Origin of the sequence: Macromonas bipunctata (genome assembly GCF_002837135.1) — a bacterium.
Lineage (GTDB): Bacteria > Pseudomonadota > Gammaproteobacteria > Burkholderiales > Burkholderiaceae_C > Macromonas_A > Macromonas_A bipunctata.
On the sequence record NZ_NWBQ01000092.1, the window covers coordinates 1 to 25997 of the forward strand.

At 64.5% G+C, this 25997-nt stretch carries 23 protein-coding genes, 1 tRNA gene and 1 pseudogene; 7 read left to right on the forward strand and 18 right to left on the reverse strand.

Annotation, left to right across the window (positions count from 1 at the left end):
* Positions 1 to 172: 172 nt before the first annotated feature.
* Positions 173 to 424 carry a hypothetical protein gene (locus CON76_RS11915; protein WP_101103588.1) on the forward strand — a complete coding sequence of 84 codons (252 nt, stop codon included), beginning with the start codon at positions 173 to 175 and terminating at the stop codon, positions 422 to 424.
* A gap of 874 nt (positions 425 to 1298) precedes the next feature.
* Here the strand turns inward: CON76_RS11915 and CON76_RS11920 are convergent.
* The 15 genes from CON76_RS11920 to sbcB all read right to left on the reverse strand — a co-directional run bounded on the left by CON76_RS11920 (position 1299) and on the right by sbcB (position 15072).
* Positions 1299 to 1374, reverse strand: a tRNA-Lys gene (locus tag CON76_RS11920).
* A 40-nt stretch (positions 1375 to 1414) separates the two neighbouring features.
* Positions 1415 to 2248, reverse strand: a complete 834-nt coding sequence (locus CON76_RS11925; RefSeq protein WP_101103590.1) for a tRNA threonylcarbamoyladenosine dehydratase — start codon at positions 2246 to 2248, stop codon at positions 1415 to 1417.
* A gap of 29 nt (positions 2249 to 2277) precedes the next feature.
* Entirely contained in the window at positions 2278 to 3081 is an 804-nt protein-coding gene (gene ybgF, locus CON76_RS11930) for a tol-pal system protein YbgF (RefSeq protein WP_101103592.1), read from the reverse strand.
* A gap of 14 nt (positions 3082 to 3095) precedes the next feature.
* On the reverse strand, positions 3096 to 3731 hold the full coding sequence (gene pal / locus CON76_RS11935) for a peptidoglycan-associated lipoprotein Pal (protein WP_101103594.1): 636 nt from the start codon (positions 3729 to 3731) through the stop codon (positions 3096 to 3098).
* Between the two features lie 50 nt (positions 3732 to 3781).
* Positions 3782 to 5101 carry a Tol-Pal system beta propeller repeat protein TolB gene (gene tolB / locus CON76_RS11940; RefSeq protein ID WP_101103597.1) on the reverse strand — a complete coding sequence of 440 codons (1320 nt, stop codon included), beginning with the start codon at positions 5099 to 5101 and terminating at the stop codon, positions 3782 to 3784.
* Positions 5102 to 5187: 86 nt separating this feature from the next.
* Positions 5188 to 6687, reverse strand: a complete 1500-nt coding sequence (gene rng, locus CON76_RS11945; RefSeq protein ID WP_101103599.1) for a ribonuclease G — start codon at positions 6685 to 6687, stop codon at positions 5188 to 5190.
* A gap of 18 nt (positions 6688 to 6705) precedes the next feature.
* Positions 6706 to 7311 carry a Maf family protein gene (locus tag CON76_RS11950; RefSeq protein WP_101103601.1) on the reverse strand — a complete coding sequence of 202 codons (606 nt, stop codon included), beginning with the start codon at positions 7309 to 7311 and terminating at the stop codon, positions 6706 to 6708.
* 7 nt (positions 7312 to 7318) lie between these two features.
* On the reverse strand, positions 7319 to 7786 hold the full coding sequence (gene rlmH / locus CON76_RS11955; protein ID WP_101103604.1) for a 23S rRNA (pseudouridine(1915)-N(3))-methyltransferase RlmH: 468 nt from the start codon (positions 7784 to 7786) through the stop codon (positions 7319 to 7321).
* A complete protein-coding gene (rsfS, locus tag CON76_RS11960) occupies positions 7783 to 8499 on the reverse strand; it encodes a ribosome silencing factor (RefSeq protein ID WP_101103605.1) in 717 nt (238 codons plus the stop codon). The genes rlmH and rsfS overlap by 4 nt, the downstream gene beginning before the upstream one ends.
* Positions 8496 to 9149, reverse strand: a complete 654-nt coding sequence (gene nadD / locus CON76_RS11965) for a nicotinate (nicotinamide) nucleotide adenylyltransferase (protein ID WP_101103634.1) — start codon at positions 9147 to 9149, stop codon at positions 8496 to 8498. The genes rsfS and nadD overlap by 4 nt, the downstream gene beginning before the upstream one ends.
* Before the next feature lie 8 nt (positions 9150 to 9157).
* Positions 9158 to 10093 (reverse strand): oxygen-dependent coproporphyrinogen oxidase, encoded by a 936-nt coding sequence (hemF, locus tag CON76_RS11970; RefSeq protein WP_101103607.1) that lies wholly within the window; start codon positions 10091 to 10093, stop codon positions 9158 to 9160.
* Entirely contained in the window at positions 10090 to 11370 is a 1281-nt protein-coding gene (gene purD, locus CON76_RS11975; protein ID WP_101103636.1) for a phosphoribosylamine--glycine ligase, read from the reverse strand. The genes hemF and purD overlap by 4 nt, the downstream gene beginning before the upstream one ends.
* A gap of 11 nt (positions 11371 to 11381) precedes the next feature.
* The gene (locus CON76_RS11980) at positions 11382 to 12110 is read right to left on the reverse strand and encodes a YebC/PmpR family DNA-binding transcriptional regulator (RefSeq protein ID WP_101103609.1); all 729 of its coding nucleotides are present in this window, start codon (positions 12108 to 12110) and stop codon (positions 11382 to 11384) included.
* Positions 12111 to 12197: 87 nt separating this feature from the next.
* Complete coding sequence (locus CON76_RS11985) at positions 12198 to 13571, reverse strand: diguanylate cyclase (RefSeq protein ID WP_101103611.1); 1374 nt, start codon at positions 13569 to 13571, stop codon at positions 12198 to 12200.
* 16 nt (positions 13572 to 13587) lie between these two features.
* A complete protein-coding gene (gene sbcB, locus CON76_RS11990) occupies positions 13588 to 15072 on the reverse strand; it encodes an exodeoxyribonuclease I (protein WP_101103613.1) in 1485 nt (494 codons plus the stop codon).
* 64 nt (positions 15073 to 15136) lie between these two features.
* On the opposite strand from sbcB, the gene CON76_RS11995 reads away from it, so the two are divergent.
* The 4 genes from CON76_RS11995 (at position 15137) to CON76_RS12010 (ending at position 21484) form a co-directional block, all read left to right on the forward strand.
* Positions 15137 to 15754: a DUF2760 domain-containing protein gene (locus CON76_RS11995; protein ID WP_101103615.1), complete on the forward strand. Its 618-nt coding sequence runs from the start codon at positions 15137 to 15139 to the stop codon at positions 15752 to 15754.
* Complete coding sequence (locus tag CON76_RS12000; RefSeq protein WP_101103617.1) at positions 15751 to 17637, forward strand: Hsp70 family protein; 1887 nt, start codon at positions 15751 to 15753, stop codon at positions 17635 to 17637. Before CON76_RS11995 ends, CON76_RS12000 begins: the two co-directional genes overlap by 4 nt.
* Before the next feature lie 11 nt (positions 17638 to 17648).
* A complete protein-coding gene (locus CON76_RS12005) occupies positions 17649 to 20441 on the forward strand; it encodes an Hsp70 family protein (protein ID WP_101103620.1) in 2793 nt (930 codons plus the stop codon).
* A 110-nt stretch (positions 20442 to 20551) separates the two neighbouring features.
* Positions 20552 to 21484 (forward strand): exopolyphosphatase, encoded by a 933-nt coding sequence (locus tag CON76_RS12010; protein WP_101103622.1) that lies wholly within the window; start codon positions 20552 to 20554, stop codon positions 21482 to 21484.
* Positions 21485 to 21602: 118 nt separating this feature from the next.
* On the opposite strand, the gene clpA is transcribed toward CON76_RS12010, so the two are convergent.
* On the reverse strand, positions 21603 to 23960 hold the full coding sequence (gene clpA, locus CON76_RS12015) for an ATP-dependent Clp protease ATP-binding subunit ClpA (RefSeq protein WP_101103624.1): 2358 nt from the start codon (positions 23958 to 23960) through the stop codon (positions 21603 to 21605).
* Between the two features lie 85 nt (positions 23961 to 24045).
* A complete protein-coding gene (gene clpS, locus CON76_RS12020) occupies positions 24046 to 24393 on the reverse strand; it encodes an ATP-dependent Clp protease adapter ClpS (RefSeq protein WP_101103626.1) in 348 nt (115 codons plus the stop codon).
* A gap of 85 nt (positions 24394 to 24478) precedes the next feature.
* Between clpS and CON76_RS12025 the strand changes: the two genes are divergently transcribed.
* Both CON76_RS12025 and CON76_RS13620 read left to right on the forward strand, forming a co-directional pair.
* Positions 24479 to 25006 (forward strand): DUF192 domain-containing protein, encoded by a 528-nt coding sequence (locus CON76_RS12025; protein ID WP_101103628.1) that lies wholly within the window; start codon positions 24479 to 24481, stop codon positions 25004 to 25006.
* 51 nt (positions 25007 to 25057) lie between these two features.
* Positions 25058 to 25884, forward strand: a pseudogene (locus CON76_RS13620) (sensor histidine kinase).
* Here CON76_RS13620 and CON76_RS12040 read toward each other — a convergent pair.
* Positions 25881 to 25997: a zinc ribbon domain-containing protein gene (locus CON76_RS12040; RefSeq protein WP_338063699.1), complete on the reverse strand. Its 117-nt coding sequence runs from the start codon at positions 25995 to 25997 to the stop codon at positions 25881 to 25883. The pseudogene CON76_RS13620 and the gene CON76_RS12040 sit on opposite strands and share 4 nt — an antisense overlap.

Sequence of the window (25997 nt, forward strand, 5' to 3'; positions counted from 1 at the left end):
CCGGCCCCGTGCCGGGTTTTTTCGTTGGGCGTGGTGCGGTGTGATGTGGTGGCACCGAACCAGACATAGTGATGTTCCGACCGAAGCGGGCAGGGCTGGAGCCGATGGAGCTGGCTTGTTACGCAGTAACGAACGCTGTACGATGTTGTTACGCAGTAACGGAGACACCCACATGGCAACGACAAACGCGCAACGGCAACAGGCATACCGTGCCAACAGGCATACAGCCGGGCAGGACGGGACCGGTGAGCTTCGCATCAATACCTTCGTGAGCAGGAGCGCGGCCCTTGGACTCAAGCGGCTGGCGAAGCATCACGGGATCACGCAGCGGGCCATGCTAGAGCTGCTGATAGGGGATGCCGACAAGGCGGTGGTGGCACCGATGGACGATGCCGAATTCGAGCGATACCTGAGTGGCGCCTGACGTTACGCAGTAACGGGCCTTTGGCAAGGGGTATCAGCACTACTGACGCCCTCCCAAAGACCGGCTCAAAATTGAGCGCGCCCACCAGGTCAAAAGGTACTCCCGGAGCGTGAAAAGCGAGGGTGGAATGCGAGCGCGAGCTTCGACAGTTTTCTGGCCCCTATGGGTAGTTGTTTCGATCTGCCTAAGAACGGTGGCGTTTTCATAGGAGAAAACTATCTTTTTGTGCGTGGTGCAGACACCAAGTTTCGTGTGTTTTGACCGTCGTCAGTGCCTGGTGCAGGCACCCCTACAAAAATTTTGTAGAGCTGGCCAGCGCATCTTGGCAAGGGGTCAATACTGCTGAGGGCATCAAGCGAAGGGTGTCGATAGTACCGACACCCCTGCGAAAGTTTCGTAGAGCTGGCACCGATGCCCACCGATTACGAAATTTTCGCAATTGCACCGCCGGGGAGGATGATTCAAATTTGAATGATGGCGCAACTTTGCTCCATCCACAGCCCGTGGACGAGCGGCCCCACCTTTTGCGACTTGCCCGTAAAAGCCCACCACGGCCCCGACTAAAACGAAAGTTTCGTGAAAACCCCACCACCGCACCAGCGCCACCGAATTCCGTGACCGTTACGGAAATAGCCGGGAAACCGGCTTTTTGGGGGTGTCCGCAAAACCCAAGACCGGCGGAAAAAACCGCCGATGTGTTGTCGCACGTGTCGCACATGTCGCACGTGTCGCACACACATTGGAGCTGGGCTGCACATGGCGCAAATCTGCGCCATCGGCCCCACCATTTCGCCAAAATGCCTACAGATTGCCTACAGATTTTTGGGCAAGAAAAAACCACCTAGACCGCATGGTGCTAAGTGGTTGTTTTCCTTGGTGGGACGTGGGCGACTCGAACGCCCGACCTACGGATTAAAAGTCCGCTGCTCTACCAACTGAGCTAACGTCCCGACTTTTGTGTTGCAAGCGGTGAGTTGCTTGCTGAAGCCGTTATTCTAGCGGCATTTTTGAAGGTTTTGACGGATAGAGCGACTTTTTGGTGGCTTTTTTGCCCGCTGCCAGTGCATCCATCACGACACCAGCAGCGCACAGGCCAAAGGTGGCGGTCACGGCTACGCTGGAGCCATAGCCGTGGCAATTGAGGCTGCTGTCGATTGCACCAGGCAAGGTGCAGTCGGTGCTGGGCGCTTGCACAGGTTCACGGCTGAAGACGCAAGCGACATGCATGGCACCGGTGCGGACAGCCTGGTGGTGCTTGCGCAAGCGGTAGCGCAGCTGTGCCAGCAGGGGGTCGTGTGTGGTGGTGGCCAAGTCGCCCACTTCGACGGCGTGGCCAGCGCGTTTGCCACCGGCGGCACCCACAGTGACAAAGTGCGCCCCCTGTTGCAACGCCCACGCGGCCAATGCGGTCTTGGCGGCCATCTGGTCGCAAGCGTCGATGAGGGCAAAGGGATCTGGCGCGTGGTCGTGGCAGCGTTGCACCATGTCCAGCCAGTTGTCGGGGCTGACGAAGTCGTCGATCACTTGCACCTGCGCCCACGGGTGGATGTCGGTGATGCGCTGGCGCATGGCGTCCACCTTGGCTTGACCGAGGGTGGACGTGAGGGCGTGGATTTGCCGGTTGATGTTGGACTCGGCGATGTGGTCGAGGTCGATCAGGGTCAGGCGCCCTACCCCGCTGCGCGCCAGGGCTTCGGCGGCCCAGGAACCGACACCGCCAATGCCGACCACCACCACGTGCGCATCGAAGACGCGCTGCGCGCCGACGTGGCCATACAGGCGGCGCAGGCCACCGAAGCGGCGCTCAAAATCGGAATCGTCCATGCCGAAACGGGGGGAGGAAGTTGGTTGCGTTACTTGAGGCGGCCCAGACGCTCGCGGGCCGCCGTGGCGGCGTCGCTGCGCGGGTGGGCCTTGACCAGCTCTTCGAGCGTGCGCTTGGCGGCTTTGCTGTCCTTGAGTTCCTGCTGGCAGTTGGCAATGGCCAGCAGGGCGTCGGGCACGCGTGGATGATCCGGGGCACGTTCCAGGAAGGTGCGGTAGCTGGCAATGGCCGGGTTGTAGCTGCGCTGCGCGTACAGGGCGCTGCCTTGCCAATACAGCGAGGACGGCACGTAACCGCTGCCAGGGTAGCGTTGCAGCAGTTCAGCGTAGAGCTGCGCGGCGCGCTCGAACTGGGAGCTGCGCAGGGCGGCCATGGCGGCGTCAAAGGCGGCTTTTTCGTCCTGGCTGGCGGCGAAGGTCTGGCCGTCGAGCGTGACTTTGCTCGGTTCGAGCGTGCGCACACGCTGATCGATGTCGGCCAGCACCTCTCTTTGCTGTTGCTGCAACTGCACTACATCGTTGGTGAGCTGTTCGTTGGCACCGCGCAGGCGCGCCACTTCCTGGCGCAGCTCTTCGAGCTGGTTGATGAGTTCGAGCAGACCACGGCGGGTAGGGCCAAGCGCGTCGTCGAACTTCTGGCCCAAGGTCTGGTTGGTGGTGTCGATGGCCTGGCGGTTGGCGTCCACCTTGCTGCGCAGCTCCAGAATGGCGCGGCGCGCTTCGTCGTCCTCAAACAGGCCGGCGTGTGCGGTGGTGGCGCCGAGCAAGGCGCCGCACAAGACGAAGCCACACGCCTGCCAGCCACGCAACACCCAGCGGTGACGGGTCGTCATGCCAAGAGCCCCGCTCAACGGTAGGTCAGCTCAACGCGGCGGTTGAGGCTGTAGGCGTTTTCGTCGCTGCCCGCGCTGGCGGGTTTTTCCTCGCCAAAGCTGACAGCTTCCATCTGGTCTTCGGTCACACCGAGCAAGGCCAGCGAGCGGCGCACGGCGTCGGCACGCTTCTGGCCCAAGGCGAGGTTGTATTCACGGCCGCCACGGTCGTCGGTGTGACCTTCGAGGGCAATGCGGCGCTGGCGGTCATTGTTAAGGACACGGGCATGGCTTTCGATCAGCGGTGCGAATTCGGCGCGCACCGAGAAGTCGTCGTAATCGAAGTACAGCACGCGGCCAAGGTCGGCAGGTGCCTGGCCCAGCGCGCCGGCGCCATCGGCTTGCACCCCAGCCACGTTGGCGCCCCCCCCCATGCCACCCAGCGCGGCACCGTTGACGTTGCCGACCCCTGCGACACCGGCTGCACCACCAGCGGCCAGGTCAGCGGCGCCGAGCGCGGCGTTGGCAGCGGCGGCAGGGTCGTCATTGAGCTTGACGCTGGAGCCACAGCCCGCCAGCACAGCAGCGGTCAGCAGGCCCAGCAACGGAGCCTTCCAGCGCTGGGAAGCGACCTGCAAGGCACTGGAACGGAAAGGAGCGGCAGAGGACATGATGGCAGGAGAAAAAACGGAATGAAGATGTGAGGATGGTACCGCAACGCTCAGCGTGGCAGCGGGCCCCAGGCGGGCTCGCGGATGTCGCCGGGCGCGCTGGCCAGCCGGGTCTTGATGCGACCGTCCAGGCTGGTGGTCATCAGCGCCTCGCGGCCCTGGTGTTTGGTGGCGTAGATGATGGACTGGCCGTTGGGGGCGAAGCTCGGGCTTTCGTCGGCGCCGGTGTCGGTCAGTGGGGTGCTGACGCCAGAGGCAAGATCGAGCGCGTGCAGCTTGAAGGCGCCGCCGCTGCGGGCGATGTAGGCCAGCGTCTTGCTGTCGGGGCTGATGGCGGGGCTGATGTTGTAGTTGCCGTTGAAGGTGACGCGCTGCGGGTTGCGCGCTTGCAAGTCCATGCGGTAGATCTGGGGCGAGCCGCCCCGGTCGCTGACGAAGAACATGGAGCGGCCGTCGGGAGCGAACACGGGCTCGGTGTCGATGCTGCTGGATTGGAGCAGGCGGCGCGGCTCGCCGCCTTGGACGTCGAGCAGGTAGATTTGCGAGCCGCCCCCCAGCGTGAGGGTAGCCAGCAGCTGGCGGCCATCGGGCGACCACGACGGCGCGCTGTTGGAGCCCTTGAAGTTGGCCAGCAGGCGGCGCTTGCCGGTGGCGATGTCGTGGGTGTAGATGACAGGCTTGCGCGCCTCGAACGACACGTAGGCCAGCTCGCGCCCCGAAGGCGACCAGACCGGCGAGATGATGGGCTCGGGGCTGGCCAGCGCGCTCTGGGCGTTCTCGCCGTCGGCGTCGGCCACCCACAGGTTGTAGCGGCTGCCCTGCTTGGACACGTAGGCGATGCGGGTGGCGAACGAACCGGCGGCGCCGATGAGTTTTTCGTACACGTAGTCGGCGATGCGGTGCGCAGCCAGGCGCAGGTCGCCCGCAGGCACCGGAAAACTCAGGCCACCCAGGTCTTGCGCGCGTACCACGTCCCACAGGCGGAAGCGCACGTCGTAGCGGCCATCGGCCAAGCGGTTGACGCTGCCGGTGACGAGGGCGTCGGCGGTGCGGTCGCGCCACGGGGCAAGGTCGGGGCGGGTGTTTTCGTCCAGCGCCTGCGGCAGCGGATCGATGGAGCGGAACAGGCCGCTGCGCTCGAGGTCGGCGCGCACCACGGCGGGCACGTTGGGCTGCACCCCTTCGCTGCCCCGGAACAGCGCCACCGCCACCGGGATCTGGGTCAGGCCCACGCCGGTGACTTCGACCCGGAACTGCGCCCAGGCACGGCCCACGGGGCTGGCCAGCACCGCGGCGGCAGACACACCCACGAGCCAGCGGCGACGCGGTAACACACAAGGGGCGACGGAACGGGAGGAGGAGGAACTCATGGGCACAAGATGGAGCTGACGCAACAACACAAAACAGCGAACACGTCTAAGGCGTCGATAATACCGGAGCACACCGTATCCAAGTGTTACAGCAGCACGATGTCGTACTGCTCCTGGGTCATGCCGCCTTCGCTTTGCAGCGAGATGGGTTTCTGGATGAAATCGCTCAAGCCTGCCAGGTGCGGGCTTTCCTCGTCGAGGAACAGCTCGATCACGCGCGGCGAGGCCACGATGCGGAATTCGCGCGGGTTGAAGGCGCGGGCCTCGCGCAGGATCTCGCGCAGGATGTCGTAGCACACGGTGCGCGCGGTCTTGACGTGGCCCCGGCCACCGCAGGCCGGGCACGGCTCGCTGAGGAGCTGTGCCAGCGATTCGCGGGTGCGCTTGCGCGTCATCTCCAGCAGGCCAAGTTGCGAGAAGCCGCCCACCATGGTCTTGACGCGGTCGCGGGTGACCTGTTTGCGGAATTCGGCCAGCACGGCCTCGCGGTGGTCGTCGCGCACCATGTCGATGAAATCGACAATGATGATGCCCCCCAGGTTGCGCAGGCGCAGCTGGCGCGCGATGACTTGCGCCGCCTCCAGGTTGGTGCGGAACACCGTGTCGTCGAAGTTGCGCGCACCGACAAAGCCGCCGGTGTTGACGTCGATGGTGGTCAGGGCCTCGGTCTGGTCGATCACCAGGTAGCCGCCGGACTTGAGATCAACGCGGCGCCCCAGCGCGCGGGCGATGTCGTCGTCGATGTGGTGCAGGTCAAAAATGGGGCGCTCGCCGCTGTAGGGCTGCAGGCGTTGGGCCACGCTGGGCATGTATTCCTGCGCAAAGGCGTGCAGCAGGACGAACTGCTCGCGCGAATCGACCTTGATGCTCTGCGTCTCGGGCCCGACCACGTCGCGCAGCACGCGCTGCATCAGGTTCAAGTCCTGGTGCAGCAGGCTGGCCGGGGGGCGGCGCGTGGCACCGTTCTTGATGTGGGCCCAGGTCTTGCGCAGGTAGGCGATGTCGTCGGTGAGTTCGGCGTCGCTGGCTTCTTCGGCGTTGGTGCGCAGGATAAAGCCGCCGCCACCCTCGGCGGTCAAGGCCAGTAGGCGCTGGCGCAGGGCCTCGCGCTGGGCAAACGGGATTTTCTGCGACACGCCAATGTGGTTGTCCTGCGGCAGGAACACCAGCAGGCGCCCGGCAATGCTGATCTGGGCCGTCAGGCGCGCGCCCTTGGTGCCGATCGGATCCTTGAGCACCTGCACCAGCAGGGCCTGGCCCTCGAAGATCTGGCGCTCGATGGGCAGCACCGCCGCTTCCGGCGCGGGGGAGCTGCCCGCTGCAGCGCGGTCCTTGCCGCTGGCGTGGCGGGCGTTGATGTTGGGCATCAGGTCGGCCACATGCAGGAAGCCCGCGCGGTCCAGCCTGATGTCGATGAAGGCCGACTGCATGCCGGGCAGCACGCGCGAGACCTTGCCCAGGTAGACGTTGCCCACCAGGCCGCGCTCCAGCGTGCGCTCCAGGTGCAGTTCCTGCACCGCGCCTTGTTCGACCACAGCTACCCGGATTTCCTGCGGTGACCAGTTGATCAGGATGTCTTGCGGCATGGTGTGGGACGTCACGGGTTAGGGCAGTTCCAGGCCCGCTTCACGCAGGATCTTGGCGGTCTCGTACGCGGGCAGGCCCATGATGCCGGTGTAGGAGCCGGCGATGTGGCGAATGAACATCCCCGCCAGCCCCTGGATGGCGTAGGCGCCGGCCTTGCCCATGGGCTCGCCGGTGACGACGTAGCGGTCGATGTCGTGGTCGGACAGTTCGGCAAAAGTGACCTCGGAGCGGCTCAGGACGCGCCAGACGCGGCCCCGGTGCGCCACCGCCACCGCCGTCAGCACCTTGTGCTTCTGGCCCGAGAGCTGGCGCAACATGAGACGGGCGTGGTCGGCGTCGTCGGGCTTGCCCAGGATCTGCTCGCCAAGCGCCACGGTGGTGTCGGCGCACAGGATGGGGCCGTCCTCCCACTGGCGCTGGAGGCGGCGTTGCACGGCGGCGTCGAGCTTGAGGCGGGTGACGCGCTGCACGTAGGCAGCGGGTGCTTCCTGCCCGTCCCAGGCTTCCAGCGCCTCGGCGTCCTCTTCGGCATTGGGCAACAGCAGTTCGCAGTGCACGCCCCACTGCTCCAGCAGCTGGCGGCGGCGCGGGCTTTGCGAGGCAAGGTAGATCCAGCAACTCATGGTGGTATCACTCCCGGTGATAAGGGTGGTTGGCGTTGACCGACCAGGCACGGTACAGCTGCTCGATCAGCAGCACCCGCGCCAGGGCGTGCGGCAAAGTCATGTCGGACAGGCGGATGCGGCTGTGCGCCTTGGCCCGGAAATCGGGATCCAGCCCGTCGGGGCCGCCGATCACGAACACCACGTCGTCGCCCTGCAGTTGCCACTGGCGCCATTGCTGGGCTAAGGCCACGGTGGTCAGCGTGGTGCCGCGCTCATCGAGCACCACCACGCGCGCGCCCTTGGGGATGACGGCTTCGATACGGGCGCGCTCGGCGGCCAGCAGCGTCTCCAGGGTCTTGGAGCCGCGCGGTTCGGTCTTGACGGTCTTGATCTCGACCCGGGCGTCGGGCGGAAACCGCTTGGCGTAATCGTCGTAGGCGGTCTGGGCCCAGTCGGGCATGCGCTGCCCGACCGCGACGATCAGCCACTTCATGCCTTGGACTTGGCCTTGGGTTTGGCCGCCTTGGTGGCGGTGGCAGCGGCGGGCTTCTTGACCGGCGCACCGACCTTGACCACTTGCAGCTTCTTGGCCGGGGCCTTGGCGGCCTTGGGCGCACCGGCCGCAGCGGCGGCGCTGCCTGTCTTGGCACGTGCTGGGGTGCGGGGCTTGCGGGCCGGAGCGGCACCGTCGGCAGCGGCGGGCTGCGGGCGCAGGCGCGGCTTCTTGGCCGGAACGGCATCGGCGGCGGTGTCGGCCTTGGCACGGCTGCGCTTGGGCTTGGCCGCACCGTCTTCGGTGGCCATAGGTTCGGAGGCCTGGGCGAACATCTTGGCCTTGGCGGCGTGCTTCAGGCGCACCGGCGTCTGGCCCCAGATGTCTTCGAGGCGGTAGTACTGACGGATGGTGGGCTGCATGACATGCACCACAGCCTGGCCGCAGTCCACGATGATCCACTCGCCGTTGTCTTCGCCCTCGGTGCGGGGCTTGTCAAAGCCAGCCTCGCGCACCGCGTCGCGCACGCTGGCGGCCAGTGCCTTGGTCTGGCGATTGGAAGTGCCGCTGGCCACGATCACACGCTCGAACAGCGGCGACAGGGTTTCGGTATTAAAGACTTGAATGTCTTGTGCTTTCACATCTTCCAAGCCGTCCACGATGGCGCGCTGGAGTTTCTGGATGTTTTTCTTGGTAGTGGATTCGCTGGTCATGCAGAGGAATGCTGGTAAAGGTGGTGTTCGGAAATATAACGCGCCACGCCCTCGGGCACCAGCACGTCCAGATCGGGAAAACGCCGACTGCCGCCGCGCACATGGGCCCGCACGGCGGTGGCGCTGATGTGTTGCAACGGCATGGCCAGCGGGATGAACGGGATGTCCACCGCGCTGAGGTCTTGTACCGACGGCTGGTTGGGGTCGGCATCGACCCCGATGTTGACGCCCCGGTTCGCCACGGCCAGCGTGGCGCGTTGCAACACCTCGGGCCATCGCACCCAGGTTTTGAAGGCCAGCAACTGATCGGCGCCCAGCATCAAAAAAAGCTGCGCGCCGGGGTATTCGGCGGCCAGTTCGGCCAAGGTATCGGCGGTGTAGGACGGGCCGTTGCGCTGGATTTCGCGCGTGTCAACCCGCACTCCGCGCAGACCGGCAAACGCCCGTTCGCACATCGCCACGCGGTGCGCAGAGGGCGTGAGTGTACGCGACTTGTGCCAAGCTTGCCCAGTGGGCAGGATGTGCAGCACGTCCAGCGCCAGCTGCGACAGCGCGGTGTCGGCCAGCGCACGGTGCGCCCAGTGGGGCGGATCAAACGCGCCGCCGAACATGCCCACGCGCAAGGGCCGTGGGGGAACAGTGGTGGACATGCGGGAGGTCAGGCCCAATCCCGGCGCACCAAAAAGTCTTGGTACAGACGGTGTTCTGGCGTGCCGGGCGCGGGGTGTTCTTGGTAAGCCCAGCGCACCAACGGTGGCATGGACAACAGAATCGATTCGGTACGCCCGCCCGATTGCAAGCCGAAATGGGTGCCGCGGTCCCACACCAGATTGAATTCGACGTAACGGCCACGGCGGTAGAGTTGGAACTGGCGCTCGCGTTCGCCGTATTCCATGTTTTTACGGCGTTCCACGATGGGCAGGTAAGCGTGCAGGAAGGCGTCGCCCACGGCACGGGTCATGGCCATGCCACCCTCGAAGCCCAGCTCGGAGAAATCGTCGTAGAACACGCCGCCAATGCCGCGCTGCTCGTTGCGGTGCTTGAGGCAGAAGTAGTCGTCGCACCAGGTCTTGAAGCGCGGGTACTTGTCATCGCCAAACGGGGCCAGCGCGGCCTTGCAGGTCTTGTGAAAGTGGATCGCATCTTCCTCGAAGCCGTAGTACGGCGTGAGGTCCATGCCACCCCCAAACCAGCTCACCGGCTCACTGCCCCCGAGCGGCGTGGCACTGATCATGCGCACATTCATGTGGACGGTGGGCACGTAGGGGTTGCGCGGGTGGAACACCAGCGACACACCCAGTGCCTCGAACGGTGCGCCCGCCAGCTCCGGGCGGTGTTGCGTCGCCGACGGCGGCAGTTTGGGGCCGCTGACGTGCGAGAAGCCGCAGCCAGCGCGCTCGAACACCGGACCGTTTTCCAGGATCTGGGTCACACCCTGGCCCTGCAGCTGCTCGCCCGGGGCTTTTTGCCAGCCGTCCGACAGGAAGGCGCTGCCGTCAATCTCGGAGATGGCCGAGGTGATGCGTTGCTGCAATCCCAGCAGGTAGTCGCGCATGGCCACCACCGGGGCGCTGAAGGTGGTGGGCTGGCTCATTTGGCCAGCGCCCGGTAGCCAATGTCGGTGCGGTATTGCATGCCATCAAACGCCACGCCCTGCACCAGTTGGTAGGCACGCTGTTGGGCCTGGGCCACGGTTGCGCCCAAGGCGGTGGCGCACAGTACGCGCCCACCCGAGGTCAACACCTGACCGTCTTGCATGACGGTACCGGCGTGGAACACCACGGCATCGGCGCTGTCGGCGGGCAAGGCGGTGATGGCATCACCCTTGCGCGGGGTCATGGGGTAGCCTTCGGCGGCCAGCACCACGCCCAAGGCGCAACGTTCGTCCCATTGCAGGGTCACTTGGTCGAGGCGCTGTTCGGTGGCGGCCAGCAACACCTCCGCCAGATCGCTTTGCAAGCGCATCATGATGGGCTGGGTTTCGGGGTCGCCCATGCGGCAGTTGAATTCCAGTGTGTTGACGGTGCCAGACGGCTCGATCATCAACCCAGCGTACAAAAAGCCGGTGTAGGGAATGCCGTCGGCCTCCATGCCACGAATGGTGGGCAGGATGATCTCGTCCATCGCGCGCTGGTGGATTTCGGACGTGACCACCGGCGCTGGGGAGTACGCGCCCATGCCGCCGGTGTTGGGGCCTTGGTCGGCATCCAGCAGGCGTTTGTGGTCTTGGCTGGTGGCCAAAGCGGTGACGTTCTTGCCGTCGCACAGCACGATGAAGCTGGCTTCTTCGCCTTGCAGAAAGGCTTCGATCACCACGCGGGCACCACCTTCGTTGTGGGCCACGCCAAGTTTGTTGTCCAGCAACATGAAGTCGATGGCTTCGTGCGCTTCTTGCAGCGTCATGGCCACGACCACGCCCTTGCCAGCGGCCAGACCGTCGGCCTTGACCACAATAGGGGCACCAATCTTGTCCACGTAAGCGTGGGCAGCGGCGGGGTCGCTGAAGGTGTCGTAAGCGGCGGTGGGGATGCCGTGGCGCGCCATGAAGGCTTTGGAGAAGGCTTTGGAGCTTTCCAGTTGTGCAGCTGCTTGGGTCGGGCCAAAAATTTTGAGGCCGTGGGCGCGGAATTCGTCCACCACCCCGGCGGCCAATGGCGCTTCGGGGCCGACCACGGTCAGGGCAATGGCATTGGCCTGTGCCCATTCACGCAGCGCCTTAACATCGGTGATGGCCAAGTTGATAAGGTCGGCATCGCGCGCAGTACCACCGTTGCCGGGAGCCACAAACACTTGTGCCACACGCGGAGATTGCTTCAGCTTCCAGGCCAAGGCGTGTTCGCGGCCACCGCCGCCAATGACGAGTACATTCATTTTGTCGGCGCTCATTGTTCGTTGATCTCCGCGTTGTGGAACACGTTTTGCACGTCGTCCAAGTCTTCCAGTACATCCAGCAGTTTTTGCATCTTGACGGCATCGTCACCGCTGAGGGCGATGGTGTTGTCGGCACGCAAGGTGACTTCGGCCACTTCGGGTACCAAGCCAGCGGCTTGCAGCGCGTTTTTGACGGCTTCAAAGTCGGCCGGGCTGGTCAGCACTTCGATGGCACCGTCGTCGTCGGTGACAACATCTTCAGCGCCAGCCTCCAGCGCGATTTCCATCACTTGGTCTTCAGAGGTGCCGGGAGCAAAAATGAGCTGGCCACAGTGCTTGAACTGGAACGCCACCGAACCTTCGGTACCCAAGTTGCCGCCGTGCTTGCTGAAGGCGTGGCGCACTTCGGCCACGGTACGCACGCGGTTGTCGGTCATGGTGTCCACGATGATGGCCGCACCACCAATGCCGTAGCCTTCGTAGCGGATTTCTTCGTAGTTCACGCCTTCGAGGTTGCCGGTGGCTTTGTCGATGTTGCGTTTGATGTTGTCCGCTGGCATGTTGGCGGCCTTGGCTTTGTCGATGGCCAAACGCAGGCGCGGGTTGGCATCCACGTCGCCACCACCTTGGCGCGCCGCCACCATGATTTCGCGAATGATGCGCGTCCAAATACGGCCGCGTTTTTCATCCTGCCGCCCTTTGCGGTGCTGGATGTTGGCCCATTTGCTATGACCTGCCATGAAAACCTCGTGTTGAATTGTGTTGGCCACCGTCGCGCCTGAACCCAGCGCCGGGCAAGACGGGTATTGTACTTTTGGCCCGGTGCATCAACCAACCGCCAAGCAGACTTGGTTGCGCCCTTGGTGTTTGGCGCGGTACATGGCTTCGTCGGCGCGTTTGATGAGAAATTGGTGATCCGGGTGTCCATCGTACAGTGCCACGCCGATGCTCACGGTCACGCCCAGCGAACGGCCTTGGCTGATGAGAAAGGGGGTGGTCTCAAACTTGCTGCGTACGGCTTCGGCAATGCGCAACGCCACGTCTGGCGACACTTCGACCAGCATGATGAGGATTTCTTCGCCACCGTAGCGGAAAATGAAATCGCCATTGCGCACGCAGTTGAGCAACAAGGCGGCCGCCTGTTGCAACACCATATCGCCCGCGTCGTGGCCGTAACCGTCGTTGATGCGCTTGAAGTGGTCGATGTCGAGCAGCAGCAAGGCAAAGCCGGTGCCTTTTTGGTGCGCGAGCTGGATTTCACGGTTCATCACCGATGGCAAAAAACGGCGGTTGAGCAAGCGCGTTAAGGTATCGCGGCCATTTTCAACTTCCAAGTGACGCTCGAACAGGGTGGCCAACTGGAATTTGAGGTTGTCCAGTTCGGACTGGAGCAGCATCACCAACTCGGTTTGCACCACCATGCCCGCGGGACGGTTTTTGAGTTGTGGCAACAGGGTGTTGTCCACGCGGTCCATGATGTCGCGGATTTGTTCCAACTCGGGAGCGCCCTCGAACACGCCGATGGCTTTGTGCGTGAACCACAGACCGAATTCGGACGTGCTCAAGCTGGGCAACATGGTGGGGCCGGGGCTGCGGTGCAGGGTGAACAGCAGTTCTTGCCCCCACTCCAGCAGAATGGAACGCTGGCGCTCGCGCTCAATGGACATGTTTTGCCCCAGCGAGAACAGGCGGTACGCTTCGTCGGTGCGCACGTTGCGCTGGGTGTTGCGCAGGTAGGCGGCGCTCATCAGCTCCAGCGCCAGATCGATCAGTTGGGCCGCGTAGCCCATGATGCGGTTGTGCTCACCATCGTGGCCGCACACCTCGCTGAGCAGTTCGGCCAAATCTTTTTTCAGCAACCGGGCACCACGTGCCACCAGGTGGATGGGCAGTTGTATGCGCGCGTGGACTTCGCCCACGTGGCGCTGGTGGGCCACAATGGCATCAACGTCTTGCAAAGGGTGTTGAAAAATTTCCTTCAACCAGCGTTGCATCGACCCGCTCAGGCGCTGTTGCACCATGTCGTGGTGCAAAAACAGTTTGGCCTGCGGGTGCTGCAACATGTGCTGGTAAAAGTGGCGTGCCAGCCGCTCGGCGTGCTGTGCCACCAAGGTGTTGAGCAGTTGCCGCCACTCGGGTGGCACCGATTCCACAATGTGGTGCCACTCCTGTTCAGGGGTGTTGAGGTGAGCAAGGGACATGAAAGCGGGGTCAGGTTTATGCAACGTCGGGGGCCACGGCTTCGGCGTAGTCGTACAGGGCACCCAGAATGGCTTCGGCGCGCTCGTCACCGCGTTCGCTGGCGGCTTCGGCCAGGGTGTCGATGCGCTCGAACAAGCGTTCCAACGTCAAGGCACCACCTTGGCCCTGCACCAAACGCGCGGTGCAGTGTTCTTGCCAGCGGGTCTGTTCCTCCGGTGACAGGGTGGCCGGGAAGTGGCGCGCGCGGTACAGGAATACCAGCTCGGTCAGGCGCGGGTCGTCAAAGCCCATGCGCGCCCAAATGGGGTCGGTGGGGTCTTCACCTTTGAGCTGTTGCAGGCGACGACGGTCTTCGGGGCCCACAAACGCGCCGTACAGGTCTTGTTCAGCGGGCGTGGCGGGTGCGCCGGGCACTGGGGGCTCGGGCTGGTACACCGCACGCCAGATGGCGCTCATGTCGGGCAAGTCGCGGGCAATGGCGGCGTGGCGCAGCGCCAGCTCCACATCTAAGCCCCAGCGTTGCGCCATCTCGGGGCGCAGGGTTTTGAGCTGCCCCACCACCATCGGGGATTTGTTGATGTGGATGCCTTTGATAGGCAAGCGGTGGACACCTTCGGGCAAATCGGCACTGCGGGTGAACAGGCGTTCGCGGATCTGGGCGGCGTTGAGCTCCAACAGGATGGCAGGATCGTAGGTCAAATCCCACGCCAACACCTCGTTTTTGTTGCTGGGGTGGCTGGCCAGTGGCCACATGATGGCCAGGCAACCGCGTTCGGGCACCAAATGGCCCGACACGTGCAGGAACGGCTTGGCGTGGGCGGGCAAGGCGGGCAAGCCCATTTCGGCCAGCACGCGGTCTTTTTTGTGCAGTTCGAACGCAAATTCGAACAGCTTGGGCTGTTTGTCGCGCAACAAGCGCGCCAGCGCGATGGTGGCACGCACGTCGCACAAGGCATCGTGGGCCGCTTCGTGCGCAATGCCGTTGGCGCGCGTGAGGTCTTCGAGCTTGAAACTGGTGCGTCCGTCGGGCTTGGTGGGCCAGACGATGCCGTCGGGGCGCAGCGCGTGGGCCAACCGCACCACGTCCAAAATGTCCCAACGGCCACAGCCGTTTTGCCATTCGCGGGCGTAGGGGTCGATGAGGTTGCGCCAAAACAGGTGGCGGGTGAATTCGTCGTCAAAGCGGATGGTGTTGTAGCCCACGCCGATGGTGCCGGGCCGGGCCAGTTCCGTTTCAATGCGGGTGGCAAAGTCGGGCTCGGGCAAACCGCGCTCCAGGCACAACTGGGGTGTGATGCCGGTGATGAGGCAGCTTTCGGGGTCGGGCAGGTAGTCGGGCGTGGGGCGGCAGTACCACACCAACGGCTCGCCGATTTCGTTCAACTCGGCATCGGTGCGTATGGCGGCAAACTGCGCGGGCCGATCCAGCTTGGCACTGATACCGAAAGTTTCGTAGTCGTGCCAGAGGAAGGTGGGGGTGTTTATACTTTGGCGGTTCATATTCAGACATTACAACGCATTTGTCGGAGCCCCTTGGCCGCCGCACACATGCCGGCATTCTTTCATGACTCAACCCAATCCATCTTTGCTGCGCCGCGTTTCGCTGGCATTTGGCAGTTTTTTCAGCATTTTGTCGCGCCCCGACTTTGCCGCGGGGGTGGAACGGCTGCAAAGCGGCGAACCGCTGGTGCCACCGCCAGCACCTACCGCCGCCCCCACACCGGCACCGACGGCTGCGCCTGCACCAGCCCCGACCCCGGCTCCCACCTTGCCGCCACCGCCCGCCCCGGTGGCGCAAGTGGCCCCCAACGCCTCGGCGTTGCAGTTGCTGGGCCTGTTGCAGCGCGAGGCACGTTTCATCGACTTCATGCAAGAGGACATCCAAGGTTACAGCGATGCCGACATTGGTGCCGCCGCACGGGTCGTCCACGAGGGCTGCCGCAAGGTGTTGCGTGAGCACTTCACATTGACTCCGGTTCGCACCGAAAGCGAAGGCAGCCGCATCACGCTGTCCGCCGGTTTTGATGCCGCCAGCGTGCGCCTGACGGGCAATGTGGTCGGTCAGGCACCGTTCACCGGCACCCTGAACCACCGGGGCTGGCGCGCCACCGACACCCGGCTGCCGCAACTGGCGGCCAGCCACGACCCCGCCATCCTGGCCCAAGCGGAGATTGAACTGTGAGCAAAGCTTCCAAAACCAACGCCGACACCCCCAGCGCCAGCCCAGCGCGCTACACCATTGGCATCGACTTGGGTACCACCCACTGCGCCCTGTCGTGGGTGGACACCCAGGCCAGCGATGGCGAAAAAGTCAGCCAAGGCGTGTTGCAGGTGCCGCAACTGACCGCCCCCGGCACCACCGAGGACAAGCCGCTGCTGCCCTCTTTTTTGTACCTGCCCCACGCAAGCGAACTGGCCGCTGGTGACCTGAACCTGCCGTGGAGCACCGAGCAGAACTTTGCCGTGGGTGAACTGGCACGCAGCCGGGGCGCGGCCACGCCGATCCGGCTGGTTTCGAGCGCCAAGAGCTGGCTGTGCCACCCCGGTGTGGACCGGCGCGCCGCCATCTTGCCCGCCGACGCACCGGCGGAGGTGGAGCGTGTCTCACCGCTGGAAGCGTCGGTGCGCTACCTGTCGCACCTGAAAGCGGCCTGGAACCACGCCCACCCCGATGCGCCGCTGGAACAGCAGGATGTGACGGTGACGATTCCGGCCTCCTTTGACCCCGTGGCCCGCGAGCTGACCGCCGAAGCGGCACAGGCCGCCGGTTTGGGCCAGCTCACGCTGCTGGAAGAGCCGCAAGCCGCACTTTACAGCTGGATCCAGAACAGCCAAGGCCAATGGCGCAAGGAAGTCACACGCGGAGACATCATTTTGGTGGTGGACGTGGGCGGTGGCACCACCGACCTGTCGCTGATGGCGGTGTTGGAGCGCGATGGCAATCTGGAACTGCAACGCGTGGCGGTGGGCGACCACATCCTGCTGGGCGGCGACAACATGGACTTGGCGCTGGCCTACGGCGTGGCACGCAAACTCGCGGCCGAAGGCAAACAACTCGATGCCTGGCAAACCCGCGCCTTGGCCCACGCCTGCCGCAACGCCAAAGAGACACTGCTGAACGACCCCAGCGTGCAAGCCGTGCCCGTGGTGGTGCCCAGCCGTGGCTCCAAGCTGATTGGTGGCACCATCCGCACCGAAGTCACGCGCGAAGAACTGACGCAGGGCCTGCTGGAAGGCTTCTTCCCGCAAGCGGCGGTGTCCGACCGGCCCCTCACGCGCGCCCGTGGTGGCCTGACACAACTGGGCTTGCCTTACGCACAGGATGCGGGCATCACCCGGCACCTGGCCGCGTTCCTGAGCCGCCAAGTGGGTGCCACCGCCGCACTGGAAGGCTTCAACACCCCGCAAGCCGACAACGCCACCTTCCTGCACCCGACCGCCGTGTTGTTCAACGGTGGGGTGCTTAAGTCCCACCTGTTGGCCGAGCGCGTGCTGACGATCCTCAACGGCTGGCTTCAGGCCGAAGGTGCCACCCCGGCGCGTTTGCTGGGCGGGGCCGATTTGGACTTGGCGGTGGCACGCGGTGCGGCCTATTACGGCTATGTGCGCCGGGGCCGTGGTGTGCGCATCCGGGGCGGTACCGCACAGGCGTATTACGTGGCCATTGAGTCGAACATGCCCGCCATTCCGGGCATGGAACCGCCCATTCAAGCCCTGTGCGTGGCCCCCTTTGGCATGGAAGAAGGCACCGAAGCCGCGCTACCCGAACAGCAGTTCGGCTTGGTGGTGGGCGAACCGGTACGCTTCCGATTCTTTGGCTCGTCGGTGCGCCGCCAAGACACCGTCGGCACGCTGCTGGACTTCTGGGGCCCGGACGAACTCCACGAAGTCGAAGCCATCGAGGCCAACCTGCCCGCCCAAGGCCGCACCGCCGGTGATGTGGTGGCCGTCCAGTTGCACGCCCGTGTCACCGAAGCGGGCACGCTAGAACTTGAAGCCCTGCCCGTGGGCAGCAACGAACGCTGGAAAGTGGAGTTCGACGCACGCGGCGAAGCCAACGCCTGAGCCCACGCCCCATGAGCGTTGCACGCTACACCGTCGGCATCGACCTGGGCACCAGCCACACCGTGGTGGCCTACGCGGCCCACGGTGCGCCTAGCCAGATTGCGCTGCTGCCCCTGCCCCAATGGGTGGCCAACGGCGAGGCGCAGGCGTTGCCGTTGCTGCCCTCGGTGCGCTACCACCCGGCAGCGGGTGAAATACCCGCCAACCTGCTGCAACCACCCGCGCCGCTGGCCGCGTGGCCCACACCCGCCGGTGACGATGAAACCCAGCCGTCACCACCACCTGCGGTCATGGGCCGCTACGCCCGCGATCTGGGGGCACAAGTGCCGGGACGGCTGGTACACAGCGCCAAAAGCTGGCTCTCGCACGCCGGGGTCGATCGCACAGCGGCCCAGCTGCCTTGGGGTGCGCCGGACGACGTAGGCAAAATCTCGCCGGTGGCAGCCAGCGCCAGCTACCTGGCTTACGTGCGTGCGGCTTGGAACGCGCAATTTCCCACCGCACCGTTGGAACAACAGGACGTGGTACTGACGGTGCCCGCTTCGTTTGACGAAGGCGCACGCGCCCTGACGCTGGCTGCGGCAGCACAAGCCGGTCTGCCCACGCTGCGCCTGTTAGAAGAACCCCAAGCGGCGTTCCACGACTGGCTGTTCCGCCACCGCCACCAGTTGGCCACCGAACTGGCCCACACCCAACGGTTGCTGGTGTGCGATGTGGGCGGCGGCACCACCGACCTGACGCTGATTCAGGTGGAACACACACCACGAGGGCCACAACTGACCCGCATCGGCGTGGGCAACCACCTGATGCTGGGCGGCGACAACATGGACTTGGCGCTGGCGCACTGGGCCGAAAGCCAGCTCCAACTCCCCACCCCCTTGCCAGCAGCGCGCTTTGCCCAACTGGTGCAACGCTGCCGCGTGGCCAAGGAACAACTCTTGGCCGACCACGCCCCAGCCAGCGTCAACATCACCCTGCTGGGCGGCGGTACGCGCTTGGTGGGCCAAGCCCGAACGCTGGAATTGACACAGGCCGACGTGCAGCGGCTGCTGGTAGAAGGCTTTTTCCCGCGCGAAACCCTGAGCGCGCGGCCCAAACAGCGCCAGGCGGGCATTGTGGCCTTGGGCCTGCCCTACCCCGCCGATGCGGCCATCACACGCCATTTGGCGCTGTTCCTGGCCCAACACGGCGGGCAGGAACACCTGCCCGACACCTTGCTGCTCAACGGCGGTGTGTTCCACGCAGCGGCGCTGGCACAACGGGTGGGACAACTGCTGTCCGACTGGCGCGGTCAGCCCCTGCGCGTGTTGCACAACGACGCGCCCGATGTGGCGGTGGCACGCGGTGCCGTGGCCTATGCGCTGGTGCGCGCCGGTGCGGTGCCGGAGCTGGGCCGGGGCATAGGCGGTGGTTCGGCCCGCAGCTACTTTTTGTGCCTGCCCCAAGCGGCGGGCAGTGTGGCGCAAGGCATTTGCGTGCTGCCACGTGGCACGCCCACCGGCACCGAAGTACCGCTGGCCGGGCGCACCTTTGCGCTGCGCATCGGGCAAGCGGTGCGGTTTCACCTCGTGTCGTCGGTGGCCGATACGCCGTGGCAGGCGGGCGACATCGTGCCACTGAACGACGACGACTTTGTGCGCCTGCCCGCCATCACCACCCGGCTGCCCGGCCAAGGGCGGCAACAACGCGGCGAGATTCAGGTCGAACTGGTGGCCAGCATGACCGAGGTCGGCACGCTGGAGATGCACTGCCTGGCCCGCCACGACCCCGCACAACGCTGGCAACTGGCGTTCCAGCTGCGGGGCAGCGTGCCCCACAGCAACACCACTGCGGACGACGACACCACCGCCACCCACACCCACCCGCGCTTGGCCGAGGCACTGGCCTTGATCGAACGCGTGTTTGGCAGCGCCAGCCAGCCCACCGATGCCAAAGACGTGCGCCAACTGCGTACCGCACTGGAAAAAACCCTGGGCCCGCGCGACGGCTGGGATTTGCCCCTGCTGCGCCACCTCTTTGACGCGCTGCTGGAACGCGCGCGCCGCCGCCGTCGCTCGGCAGAACACGAACGCGCCTGGCTCAACCTGACCGGCTATTGCCTGCGCCCCGGCTGGGGTGCGCCGCTGGACGAATGGCGCATCGGGCAACTGTGGGCGCTGTTTGAAGCGGGCCTGCAATACCACCAAGACAACCGCAACTGGAGCGAATGGTGGACGCTGTGGCGGCGTGCCGCCGGTGGCTTGGACAGCACCCAGCAACTGCACCTGTTGCAAACCGTGGGCGAACACCTGCAAGACCTCAGCCTGCACCCGCGCCACAAAGACCCACTGCAACACAGCGAAGACGACATGGTGCGCCTCGTGGCAGCACTGGAACGCGTGCCCGCCCCGTACCGGGTCGAGATTGGTCAATGGCTGTTGCAACGCCTGCAACGGCCCGGCCTCAAGGCCCCCAACTGGTGGGCGCTGGGCCGCCTGGGGGCACGCATCTCGCTGTACGGCAACGCCCAAAGCGTGGTGCCGCCCGATACCGCCACCCTGTGGCTGCAAGCCCTGCTGGCGCAGGACTGGAAACAGAACGAAGCCGCCGCCTTTGCCGCCGCACAAATCGCCCGCCTCAGCGGCGACCGCGCGCTCGATCTGGACAGCGGTATCCGCAGCGAAGTATTGCGCCGCCTGGGCCTGGTCAAAGTGCCCGCCAGCTGGGCCGCGATGGTGCGCGAAGTGGTGCCCTTGGACGAAGCCGACCAGCGCCGCAGCTTTGGCGAAGGCCTGCCACCGGGCTTGCGCCTGCTCAACCCCTGAAAACCCGCGCCAAAACCCGCCATCAGCCCGGGCGCTGCCGGGTTTTGCTTGCTAACATTGCACTCCAGAAGATTTTCACTTCCATCCACCTTGTTTTGTCAGGAACGCCCGTGAGTTCACCCCAATACCGACTCGTCACCCGCAGCGACTTTGATGGTCTGGTCTGCGCTGTGTTGCTCAACGAACTGGAACTGATCAACGACATCCTGTTCGTGCATCCCAAGGACATGCAGGACGGCAAGATCACCATCACCGAGCGCGACATCACCACCAACCTGCCCTACGTGGCCAGCGCGCATCTGGTGTTCGACCACCACGAGTCCGAGACCGTGCGCAACACCGGCGAACGTCCCAACCACATCATCGAGGCACACGCCCCATCGGCAGCGCGCGTGGTGTACAACCACTTTGGCGGCAAGGCGCGCTTCCCGCGCGTCACCGATGAAATGATGGCCGCCGTGGACCAAGCCGATTCGGCACAGTATTCACGCGAGGACGTGCTGAACCCGCAAAAATGGACGCTGCTCAACTACCTGATGGATTCGCGCACCGGGCTGGGGCGCTTCCGCGAGTTCCGCATCAGCAACTACCAACTGATGATGGATCTGATCAAGTACTGCCGCGACCACACCATCGAGGAAATCCTGGCGCTGCCCGACGTGCAAGAACGTGTGACGCTGTACCAAGAGCACGCCGAAAAAGCCAAGGAGCAAATCCTGCGCTGCGCCAAGCAACACGGCAACCTGGTGGTGCTCGACTTGCGCGGCGAGGACACCATCTGGGCCGTCAACCGCTTCATGATCTACGCGCTGTTCCCCAGCGCCAACATCTCCATCCACGTGCTGTGGGGCCTGCAAAAGCAGAACACCGTGCTGGCCACCGGCAAGTCCATCCTCGACCGCAGCAGCAAGACCCACGTCGGCAACCTGATGCTGGAATACGGCGGCGGTGGCCACAACGCCGCCGGCACCTGCCAGATTGCCAACGACCAGGCCGACGCCGTGCTGCACACCCTGATCCAACGCATCAACGGCGACGGCTGATCTGATCGCCTTGGGCGTATGTGCCCACAAAAAAAGCCAGCATCTGAAAAGACGCTGGCTTTTTTCTATCGGCAGGCGGTGGGGCCAGCGCAACGCGCCAGCCCGCGCCTTTCAAGGGTCAGCTGGCCGCCGCTTCTTCCGGTTCGGCCTTGGCGTGCTTGTCCTTCTTGGGCAGCGGCTGGATATCGAGCTTGACCTCGGTCTTGGTCTTGTCGGCCACGTCGGTGTCCAGATCCACCGTCAGACGGCCACCGTCGGTCAGGCGGCCAAACAGCAGCTCGTCGGCCAAGGCGCGGCGGATGGTGTCCTGGATCAGGCGCTGCATCGGACGCGCGCCCATCAGCGGATCGAAACCCTTCTTGGCCAAGTGCTGGCGCAAAGCGTCGGTGAACGTGACCTCGACCTTTTTCTCGGCCAGTTGCTGCTCCAGTTGCAGCAGGAACTTGTCCACCACCCGCAGGATGATCTGCTCGTCCAGCGCCTTGAAGCCCACAATCGCGTCCAGCCGGTTGCGGAACTCGGGCGTGAACAGACGCTTGATGTCGGCCATTTCATCGCCCGCTTGGCGCTGGTTGGTGAAGCCGATGGTGGCCTTGTTCATCGTCTCAGCGCCCGCGTTGGTCGTCATGATGATGATGACGTTGCGGAAATCGGCCTTGCGTCCGTTGTTGTCGGTCAGCGTACCGTGGTCCATCACCTGCAACAACACGTTGAAGATGTCGGGGTGGGCCTTCTCAATCTCGTCGAGCAACAGCACGCAATAGGGCTTCTTGGTGATGGCTTCGGTCAACAGGCCACCTTTGTCAAAACCCACATAGCCGGGCGGCGCACCGATCAGGCGGCTCACGGCGTGGCGCTCCATGTACTCCGACATGTCAAAGCGGATCAGCTCGATGCCCAAAATGTAGGCCAGCTGCTTGGCGGCCTCGGTCTTGCCCACACCGGTGGGGCCACTGAACAGGAACGCGCCAATCGGCTTGTCGGGCTTGCCCAGGCCAGAACGCGCCATCTTGACGCTGGAGGCCAGCACGTCCAAGGCCTTGTCCTGCCCAAACACCACCGACTTGAGGTCACGCTCCAGCGTTTGCAGCTTGCTGCGGTCGTCGTTGGACACGCTGGCGGGCGGAATGCGCGCCATCTTGGCCACGATTTCCTCGATCTCAGTCTTGCCGATGGTCTTTTTGCGTTTGGACGGCACCAGCACACGCTGCGCGGCACCGGCCTCGTCGATCACGTCGATGGCCTTGTCGGGCAGGTGGCGGTCGCCAATGTACTTGGCGCTCAACTCGGCGGCCGCTTGCAACGCGGCGCTGGCGTACTTGACGCTGTGGTGTTCCTCGAACCGGCTCTTGAGGCCTTTGAGGATGTCGATGGTTTGTTCCACCGTCGGCTCGACCACATCCACCTTTTGAAAACGACGGCTCAGGGCCGCATCTTTCTCGAAAATGCCCCGGTATTCGGTAAAAGTGGTGGCCCCAATGCACTTGAGCACGCCGCTGGATAACGCTGGCTTGAGCAAGTTGGACGCATCCAGCGTGCCGCCCGAGGCCGCACCCGCCCCAATCAGGGTATGGATCTCGTCGATGAATAAGATGGCGTGCGGCTTGTCCTTGAGGGTCTTGAGCACGCCTTTGAGACGTTGCTCAAAGTCGCCCCGGTACTTGGTGCCCGCCAGCAGCGCGCCCATGTCGAGCGAATAGACGGTGGCCTCGGCCAGCACCTCGGGCACCGTGCCTTGGGTGATGCGCCAGGCCAAGCCTTCGGCAATGGCGGTCTTGCCCACACCCGCCTCGCCCACCAGCAGCGGGTTGTTCTTGCGGCGGCGGCACAGCACCTGGATCACGCGCTCCACCTCGTGCTCGCGCCCGATGAGCGGGTCGATCTTGCCATCTTTGGCGGCCTGGTTCAGGTTGAGCGTGAACTGCTCCAAGGGCGAGGCTTTTTCGGTCGGCTTGTCGCCACTGCCGGGGTTGGCACTGGCTTCCTCATTGTCGGCGGCAGTGTTGCCATCGCCGGATTTGGCGTTATCACCCGCATCGCTCTTGCGAATGCCGTGGGCGATGAAGTTGACCACATCGAGCCGCGTCACCCCCTGCTGGTGCAGGTAGTACACGGCGTGCGAGTCTTTCTCGCCAAAAATGGCCACCAGCACGTTGGCACCCACCACCTCTTTTTTGCCGTTGCCGGTGGATTGCACGTGCATGATGGCACGCTGGATCACACGCTGGAAGCCCAGCGTTGGCTGGGTGTCCACCTCCTGCGTGCCGGCCACTTGCGGCGTGTTGTCTTTGATGAAGGTGGAGAGCACCTTGCGCAGTTCGTCGATGTTGGCGGCACAGGCGCGCAACACCTCAGCGGCGCTGGGGTTGTCCAGCAGCGCCAGCAACAGGTGTTCGACCGTGATGAATTCGTGCCGCTGCTGCCGGGCCTCGACAAAGGCCATGTGCAAGCTGACTTCAAGTTCTTGGGCAATCATGGGGCACTTTCCTTAAAACACAATGCACAGGTAATTTAACGCGATTCGGGCGCATGGGTGGCCACAACATGGGGCAAATGGTGGCTTATTCAACCGGTTCACACACACATTGCAGCGGATGGCCGTTGTGCTGCGCGGTTTGCAGCACTTGCTCCACTTTGGTGTTGGCCACGTCGCGGCTGAACACGCCGCACACGCCACGGCCTTCGATGTGGATCTTGAGCATGATTTGGGTCGCGGTCTCGCGGTCTTTGTTGAACAGCTCCTGCAGCACCCAGACCACAAACTCCATCGGGGTGAAGTCGTCGTTGAGCAGCACGACCTGGTACATGCGGGGCGGTTCGGTGCGCTGGGTGGTGCGCTCCAGCACCGCCGTGTCGCCATCACCGGGAGTGGGGGGCGCAATGCCTGGTAAGTTGGGGGAGGTTGCCATGCCAAAGATTCTAGCCAGTGCCGACAGGCCTTGCCGGACGTACGGTGCCCCAATCAGCATGCGGGCTGTGTAAGATGGTGGCCTCATGCGCCCCCCCTTTTTTCTGCCCACGCCCTTGCCCGCCCGCTGCCTTTCCCGCTACTACAGCCGTCACCACACCGGGCCCACCTGGAGCCAAGGTTGGTTGCTGGCGGCTCTGCTGCTGGCCAGCGGCACCAGCGCGGCCCAGGCACCGCAGCTCGATCTGCCACGCACCCAGCTCAGGGCCGGCATGCACCTGATCCAGGCCCAGGTGGCGGCCACGCCCGAACAACGCAGCACCGGGCTGATGTGGCGCCAGGCCATGCCCCAGCACGAGGGCATGCTGTTCGTGTTCGAGCGGCCCGCCGTGCAGTGCTTCTGGATGAAGAACACCCTGCTGCCGCTGACCGCCGCCTTTGTGGCCGACGATGGCCGCATCGTCAACCTGGCCGACATGCAGCCCCGCAGCGAGATCAGCCACTGCTCCAAGGAGCCGGTGCGCTTTGTGCTGGAGATGAACCAGGGCTGGTTTGCCGGACGCCACCTCGGGGCCGGTTACCGGCTGCAAGGCGGGCCGTTCCAGGCCCGCTGAATGCCCACCCGCCAGCCCCACACCACCACATCTCCCATTTACACCGCCGCCATGCACCGTCACCAACCCACCAGCGCCCGCTCCACCCCACACGCGCCGGCGCCCTGCAACGTGTTGCCGGTGTCGCAGTCGGAATTCCTGTCTGCCATCTCGCACGAGCTGCGCACGCCCATGAACGCGATCATGGGTTTCAGCCAGCTGCTGCGGCTGGAGCCGCTCAGCACGTCGCAGGCCGACAGCGTGGATGAGATCGAAAAAGCCAGCAAGCGCCTGCTCACGCTCATCAACCAGGTGCTGGACTTGAACAAGATCAACGCCGGCCACCTCAGCCTGGAGCCGGAACCGGTGGATCTGGCGCAATCGGTGCGCAACTGCCTGCAACAGCTCGAGCCGCTGGCGCACGTGCGCGGCATCCAGCTGCAGGCCCAGCTGCCCACGCTGGGGGTACTGGCCGACGAACAGCGCCTGCACCAGGTGCTGCTCAATTTGCTGTCCAACGCCATCAAGTACAACCGGGACCACGGCCAGGTGCGGGTAGCGGCCACGGTGCAACCCGACAGCCAGGTGCGCCTGTCGGTGCAAGACACCGGCTACGGCATTCTGGTCAACCAGCGCCACACGGTGTTTGCGCCCTTCCAGCGCGGCGCAGCGGCATCGAAGGCACCGGCATCGGCCTGAGCATCACCCAGCGCGTGGTGCAGCACATGGGGGGCAACATCGGCTTCAACAGCAGCGACAGCGTGGGCACCGAATTCTGGGTCACGCTGCCGGGAGCGGGCCTGACGGGGGCCGACAGCAACGCGGCCAGCGCGCCCGCCACGCCATCGGATCCCGAGCAGCTGATGGCACTGACCTACTTGACATCCTCCCCGCCCTAAAGGGCGGGGATTCCTGCTGCCAGACGGCGATGCCCCGCCGCGAGAATGTTCCGTGCTGCGTTCACGTCCCGATCATGTGTCGTTCCGCACTCGCTGCACGTCCATTCCCTTAT